Source organism: Streptomyces sp. NPDC051664 (assembly GCF_044453545.1).
Lineage (GTDB): Bacteria > Actinomycetota > Actinomycetes > Streptomycetales > Streptomycetaceae > Streptomyces.
Genome location: NZ_JBITCU010000080.1, coordinates 1 through 6498, shown reverse-complemented (window position 1 = coordinate 6498; position 6498 = coordinate 1). Strand labels below are relative to the sequence as shown.

Sequence of the window (6498 nt, the reverse complement as noted above, 5' to 3'; positions counted from 1 at the left end):
AGGCGAGTACTTCGACGTCCCCAACGGGAACTCCTGTCCTATGGATCATCACGATCCAATGATCAGGGTGTCCACGATCAAGGGGAAACGCCCGGCGGCACCCCTCCCCCGACGGTGATCGCAGGGGAAAGGGCGCCGCACTTCCGGGATCGTGCTCAGCGGACAGGCCTCGCGGGGGTGGCCGCGCCGTCCGGCGTCCCAGGGAGAACGGCCGCTACGTGGGGCTTCGTGGTGGTCCCGCTCGCCTCCACGTAAGCGGTGCCCGAGGCGCGCAGGTGGGAGACCTTGCGGATGAAGAACGTCTTGCCGGGGTGGGTGTTCCAGTAGCCCGAGACATTCACGTAGTTGGTCTGCTTGGCGAGGTGGATGAGGCTCGAGCACTTGTGTGCTGCCACGTCGACGGTAGTGTGCTGCTGGGGGAACGAGGCGTGCACACGGTAGTTGCCCTCCGCGCACACCTTCACGGTGTCGGGGGCGGCCTTGCCACCGCCCGGAAGGATGACGGGGCCGGCCGCGGCGGCCGTCCCGGACAGGGCACCCACCGCGAGAGCTGCCGCCACACCAATGAGGGTAAGTCGCATGGTCACTCCTGGATCTTTCGGTTTCCACATCAGGTCAAGAGCCGCTGCGATGCCGCCACAGCGGACAGGCCCCGGCGAAGCGGGCGTCCGCAGGTGCGTTCCAGCAGCAGGACCAATATGGCGCTCGCTCGCTGAGGCGGCGCTGAAGATCCTGAAGAGTGCCTTCAGGTATGTACCGGTCCGGCGCTCGACGAGGCCTCGAAAGCAGGGCGCACCCGGGGCTTCGAACACCAGCGGGGCTCTTTTGATGGCGGGTGTCTTGTGGGTGGCGTAGATGCCCCTATGAGTGGGGTGTTGGGGCAGGCTGGCTGTATGGGCCGTGGGGATTCTGACGAATGCGGAGTGGGATCGTCGGGACGGTCCACCAAGACCGTCCCGCAGCCAAAACCACCCCGCATATGCGGGGCATCACGATGCGGTAGGGGCGGCGTGGGCCTGTCGGTTGCCGCCGCGGTTCAGCCGTCGGCGATGGGTCTTGCCGGAGGACTCCTCTACCGGGCTGACGCTGCACAGGGCCGCGAATGCCAGATGATGGGGGTGAGGTGTTCGGCCGCCCCGACGTCCCGCAGGTGCCGGATTCCTCGTTCGACCTGGTATTTCGTCAGGCGGGTGGCGGTGATGAGCTGCCTTGTCTGAAGGCCGGCGGGGCGGGCTTCCATCAGGGCGGTGCGGACCAGGTCGCCGTAGTGCTCCGCAAGAGGCCGGGCCTCCCGGCGCCGCGGCATCGCCTACTCGCCCTTGAGGAGCTGGGCCAGTTGCTCGTCCAGAGTGAACTCGCCGTTGTCGATCGCCGCTTCGAGCCAGTCGGCCGCGGCCCGGACCTTGAAGACGCCGCGGCGGATGGTGTCGCGTTCGTCGTTGGTGAAATCCTGTCCCCGCATGCGCGGGACGAGCCGGCCAAGGGGGGCGACGAGGGCGTCGTCCCACATCGTCTCCCGGGCGAATCGAGGCGTTCGAGCAAGTCGGTGGTCACCTGCCTGGCGACCTCGGTCGACCCAGGGGAGCTCGCGGACGACACAGACGCCGTCATCGGCAGTCGGCCTCGACAGCAGGTCGGGTCACCCAGGAGGCACCTTCCTTATCGCGGGTCAGGCCTGTGATGAGCCTTCTCCTTGACCGTCACCGGCCGGTTGACCCGCTGCCGGACCAGGTGCGTCGCCTCGTCCGGCGTCCACTGCCGCTTGCCCGTACGCGAGTCCACGACCAGCGTTACAAGAGCTGTCCGGCGTCACAGGGAGCTGCAAGCTCATATCGCACACTACCGAGGCCGCAAAAAAATGCTCCATAGGGCAGTCATTATGTTTATTTGGGCAGTCCGGCAGGCGGTCCCTGCAGTTGGAGGCTTCGATGTGTGAGGGTGACGAGCACCCGCCACTTTGCTTGTGAGGTGATGGGTCCTTCCCTACGGACAGCTGACCGGCAGGGAGTTCCGTGCATGGTGGTCAGAAACAGTGTGTGTCCGTGGGGGCGACTCTGTTTCCAGAGGCCATCCACGATGGTGGACAGCCTACTGGCGGGAAGGCACGTCGTGCCGCGTCAGCACAGAGGGAAGAGACGCGGCAACAACGTGGTTGTCCGACCTTCAGTCGCTTCAGTCGCTACAGCCATCCTCAGACGCGGCTGAACTGCGACTTCTCTAGAGCGACTCAGGTCTTTGGTTGCGCGCCCTTTGGAGCGCAGGAGCCCGCGGGGGGCTGATCACCCAAGGCGGGGGGCGTTCGTTTGCTCCTGAGTCGCTGCCCTTCAGTCGCTCAGGAAAAAGACCAGGTCAGAGCCCATCCCAAAGCCGGTTAGCGACTCAAGCGACTCAAGGTCGGCATTATGACAACATACGTGCGCGTGTGTGCGTGTTATATATAGGATCTTGAGTCGCTTGAGTCGCTAACCGGCCCTGCGTACGACCTCCGACCTGGGCAAAAGCCCCTGAACTCAGGAGCAAGCAGTGTTGCTTCAGTCGCCGTCCCTATCCTTGAGTCGCTGGGGCTCTTTTCCGCTTGTGGTGGTCCTCTCGTCGTGACATCCGCTCCGCTAGTCTGTGTTGACCTTGTTTGATTGTTGAGTCGCTTCGGTCGCTTCGAAGGCCTTGCCGGGTCGCTGACGAGGCGTATCAAATCTTGACCCGCAGCGCGCAGGAGAGCGAACGACCGGAGGAAGTGAAGACACCGTGCCGCTCAGCCCGGCTGACGTCAGCCCCCCCGAGCACCGTCCAGCACCGCTTGACGTCGCCCGATGGTGTGCGGCGCAGGGCTGGCCCGTCCTCCCGCTGGCCCCCGGCCGCAAGACCCCTCCGGCCAACTGTGATGCTTGCCAGGAACGGGGACATAGCCATGTTGAGTGCTCATGTCTGGCTGCTGGCCGCTGGTGTCACGGCTTCCACGCCGCCACAACGGACAATGAACGCCTAGCAGCGTGGTGGTTTCGTAACCCGGGCCTCGGGACTGCCGTCGCCTGTGGCCCGGCAGGTCTCGTCGTCATCGATGTCGACGCCCACTTCCAGTCCATGCCCCCCCGGGACAGGCTCCTGCCGGGAATTGCCATCCCCGAACATGTGGATCTGACTGGGCTGCGTCATGGCTTCCACACACTTGCACTACTTGCCGCTCTGCGCGGACAGGAAGACCCAGCCCTTGATGTTTCGACCCTTCGCGTCCGGACGCCTTCTGGTGGTCTGCACATTTGGTACCAGACGTCTCCGGGGGCTAGATTCCAGTGTTCCACTGGGTCTAGCCCCCGGCGGGCTCTGGCCTGGCAGGTGGATGTACGCGCCACCGGCGGGTACATCATCGCCCCTGGTACCACCACTGCTGCTGGCAACTACGCTGCGCTTGGTACTGTCCGAACCCCCGCGACACTTCCGGATTGGCTTGCCTGGGAGTTGGCTCGCACCGGCCACATCGAGGTCCCGAAGCAGGGCGGTACACGTGGCAGTCTCCACGGCCATCCCGTGCCTCCGCGGGCCCGCCTGGCTGTAGTGGCGGCTGGTGGAGGCAGGGACAAAGCTGCCCAGATCCTTGAAACCGTGCTCGCTGATGTAGTCGCGTGCGCCGCTGTCCCTGAGGGCGCTGGCTTCACACAGCGGCTCAACCGTGCTGCCTATACCGCCGGAGGACTTGTCACTGCTGGTTACCTCACTACCGATGCCGTCGCACGAGCTCTCCTGGACACCGCTGAATACGCACGCCCTGGCCATGACCGACGCAGTGCCCAGATCATCCGCAGTGGACTTGACGCCGGCGCCCGGCGACCGCTCCACCTCGAAGGACGACCCTCATGACCCCGACCACCCCAGGGGGGGACGTTTTCGACCCGGCGGCCGTAGCCCGGCAGATCCTCGGCTCTCCGGTCCAGGAAGCTCTCCCCGTCCCCGGAATTCCCTCCCAAACGAGCCCCGCGCGGCCCGTGTCGCAGCAGCCTGTGACGGAACATGGCTTGTTGCCGGACTCCCTGAGTGACCGGGGCAACGCCAAGCTCTTTGTCAGCTTGTACGGCCAGGACTACCGGCATGTCCCAGGGCTGGGCTGGTATCGATGGGCCGGCCACCGTTGGCAGCACGACGAAGAGGACACCGTGCTCTGGGCTGTGGGTGAGATGGCTGAAGCGATTGCCACGACTGACCCGACCGGCACGTACAACACGAGCGAGCTCCGCCGCCATCGGCGGCGCGCACTGTCGACGTCCGGGATGAACGCGCTTTTGATACAAGCGAAATCGTCCCCCGGTATGGTCATGAACGCTGCCTTGCTGGACTCCGATCCGTATGCCCTGTGCACGCCCCAGGGGGTGGTTGACCTGCGGACGGGTGCTCTCCTCCCGCCGGACCCCGCTACGCAACACCACTCGCGATCCACCACCGTAGCCCCCGAGGCCATGCCCACCCCGCGCTGGCAGCGGTTCCTTGATGACACCTTCGGTACCGATGTTGAGGGTTGCCGTACCACTGACTTTCTGCACCTGCTCCTTGGCTATTCCATCTCGGGCGATGTGGGTGCCCAGGTCATGCCGTTCCTGTACGGACAGGGGAAAAACGGCAAGAGTGTGCTCCTGGATGTGATGCTGCAGCTGATGGGCGACTACGCCGACGCTGCGCCGCCGGGCTTCCTCATGGCCAAGGTCTTCGAGGGCCACCCCACAGACTTGGCAGAATTGCACGGCCGCCGCATCATTGTCTGCTCCGAACTGAAACCAGGTGACCGCTTCGATGAGGCACGCGTCAAGCTCCTGACTGGTGGGGACAAGCTCAAAGCACGCCGTATGAGGCAGGACTTTTTCTCGTTCCACCCGACACACAAACTATGGCTACTTGGCAACCACCGTCCCGAGGTCAACACCGGCGGATTCGCCTTCTGGCGTCGTATGCGTCTGATCCCCTTCGAGCGGGTAGTACCCGAGGAGTGCAAGATCGACAATCTGGCCAGCGTACTCGTCCGAGAGGAAGGCCCCGGCATCCTAGCCTGGCTAGTTGAGGGTGCCCGGCGGTATTTCGCCGGCGCCAAGGACCTAACCGGCCCGGTTCGTGTCCAGGTCGCCACCACCGCGTATGCCGAGACAGAGGATCACGTAGGACGTTTCCTCACCGAGGCATGCAAGATCGACGACGGTATGCGGGCTGAACAGACTCAGCTGTATAGCGCCTACACGCGATGGTGCGGCTTTGAAGGTGCCAACCCCGTTTCCGCACGTGCCTTCGCCGCCCGTGTCCGTGAGACCCTGGGTATGGCCTCACCCAAGGAGATGATCCTGTCCATGTCCCGGAAGTACTATCCGGGCGTCGGCCTCGTGACCGACCTAAATACCGAGGAGCGGCAACCGTGAGCGCGTTGATCGACCCCGAGGAGCTAGCACACGAAGCCGACTTGGTGTGGCTTGAGGACCCCGCAGAACTGGACTATGTACGCCAGTCTCTGGACCGTCTTCCCTCCCGGCGCGGGAGACCCGCCTACCATCGCGACGGACGAATGGTAGGGTATGCCGTTCTCGGAGAAGATGCCAGGCCTTCCCGCGCGTCCGGCACCTTCCGTCGAAGGGTTTTCTGGCTCCTGCCCCATGACCGGGATGAGCAACCCGAGGGTCTTTATGCGACAGGTGCCCCCTCCGAAGCGGTCGACCCCAGGACGATCGCTCCCCGAGTCAAGGGCTACAAGACGCAACGTTCCGAAGGCGGTCCGGCCTCGCCCGCGATGCTCGAGCTCGGGATAACGCTCCCTGCCGACTGACCGATCCGGAAGCGGTCGGTGGTGTGCTGCGAAGTAGCGGCTTGCACGGCGAGTTCGGCGAAGCTCTCAGCGTTGCGGACCTGGCGGCGCGCCAGCCAGATCGTCAGTCGCTTCACGCGGACGTGTCGCAGAGCAGCCGGCGTCTGGTGGCCAGTCATCAGGATCAGACCCGGCCGCTTCGAGTAATCGAACGACCGCTCCAAGGCGGGGCAGATGCCAACGAGTACCTCCCGCAGTCGGTTGATTGATCATGCGTACTCAGTCAGCGATGAGGCCCCTGCGGTAGCCAGTGAGGAGCTGAAGGGGGCCTTCGCCGTGGTCGTGGACATTGGTTGTCATGCGGCGGTGGCCAGCGTAGTTGATCGCTGTTCGTAGGTGATCGGGCTGATCTGGCCGAGGCGGGAGTGCCGTCGGCGGGTGTTGTAGCGGGTCGCCCAGTGGAAGACCGCGAGGCGGGCCTCACTGGTCCCGTTCCACCGCTTGCGGCCCTGGAGCGTCTCGCGTTTCATGGTCGCGTTCAGACTCTCCGCGGCGTTGTCCGCGCTGGGGCCGACCGCGCCGCGCGATCTGGTCACGCCCAGCTCCGAGCAGACCTGGGCGAGCTCCTTCGACACATATTGGGCGAGTTCAACCGGTCGTTGCAACACCGGGCTGTTGTAGTGAGCGTAGTTGCTCCTCGAAGACCTCGGCTGGTGTCCGCCAAC

General features: G+C 64.7%; 7 protein-coding genes and 2 pseudogenes. 3 read left to right on the top strand and 6 right to left on the bottom strand.

Features of this window, described 5'->3' with window-relative positions; translation table 11 throughout:
- Positions 1 to 155: 155 nt before the first annotated feature.
- From ACIA8E_RS41360 to ACIA8E_RS41345, 4 genes are all read right to left on the bottom strand, one after another.
- Complete coding sequence (locus ACIA8E_RS41360) at positions 156 to 581, bottom strand: hypothetical protein (RefSeq protein WP_399307204.1); 426 nt, start codon at positions 579 to 581, stop codon at positions 156 to 158.
- Positions 582 to 989: 408 nt separating this feature from the next.
- A complete protein-coding gene (locus ACIA8E_RS41355) occupies positions 990 to 1094 on the bottom strand; it encodes a hypothetical protein (protein WP_399307206.1) in 105 nt (34 codons plus the stop codon).
- A 215-nt stretch (positions 1095 to 1309) separates the two neighbouring features.
- On the bottom strand, positions 1310 to 1510 hold the full coding sequence (locus ACIA8E_RS41350) for a DUF6192 family protein (protein ID WP_399307202.1): 201 nt from the start codon (positions 1508 to 1510) through the stop codon (positions 1310 to 1312).
- 149 nt (positions 1511 to 1659) lie between these two features.
- Positions 1660 to 1782, bottom strand: coding sequence for a DUF6192 family protein (locus ACIA8E_RS41345; RefSeq protein ID WP_399307200.1), 123 nt, complete (start codon positions 1780 to 1782; stop codon positions 1660 to 1662).
- Positions 1783 to 2745: 963 nt separating this feature from the next.
- Between ACIA8E_RS41345 and ACIA8E_RS41340 the strand changes: the two genes are divergently transcribed.
- The 3 genes from ACIA8E_RS41340 to ACIA8E_RS41330 are packed head-to-tail and all read left to right on the top strand — an operon-like array spanning position 2746 to position 5794.
- Positions 2746 to 3855, top strand: coding sequence for a bifunctional DNA primase/polymerase (locus tag ACIA8E_RS41340; protein WP_399307198.1), 1110 nt, complete (start codon positions 2746 to 2748; stop codon positions 3853 to 3855).
- Positions 3852 to 5393, top strand: coding sequence for a phage/plasmid primase, P4 family (locus tag ACIA8E_RS41335; RefSeq protein ID WP_399307196.1), 1542 nt, complete (start codon positions 3852 to 3854; stop codon positions 5391 to 5393). Before ACIA8E_RS41340 ends, ACIA8E_RS41335 begins: the two co-directional genes overlap by 4 nt.
- A complete protein-coding gene (locus ACIA8E_RS41330) occupies positions 5390 to 5794 on the top strand; it encodes a DUF6009 family protein (RefSeq protein ID WP_399307194.1) in 405 nt (134 codons plus the stop codon). Before ACIA8E_RS41335 ends, ACIA8E_RS41330 begins: the two co-directional genes overlap by 4 nt.
- A gap of 26 nt (positions 5795 to 5820) precedes the next feature.
- Here the strand turns inward: ACIA8E_RS41330 and ACIA8E_RS41325 are convergent.
- Together ACIA8E_RS41325 and ACIA8E_RS41320 are read right to left on the bottom strand one after the other, a co-directional pair.
- A pseudogene (locus ACIA8E_RS41325) lies at positions 5821 to 6039 on the bottom strand (IS110 family transposase); the annotation flags it as partial.
- Positions 6040 to 6129: 90 nt separating this feature from the next.
- Positions 6130 to 6417: pseudogene (locus ACIA8E_RS41320) on the bottom strand (integrase core domain-containing protein); the annotation flags it as partial.
- Between the last annotated feature and the right edge of the window lie 81 nt (positions 6418 to 6498).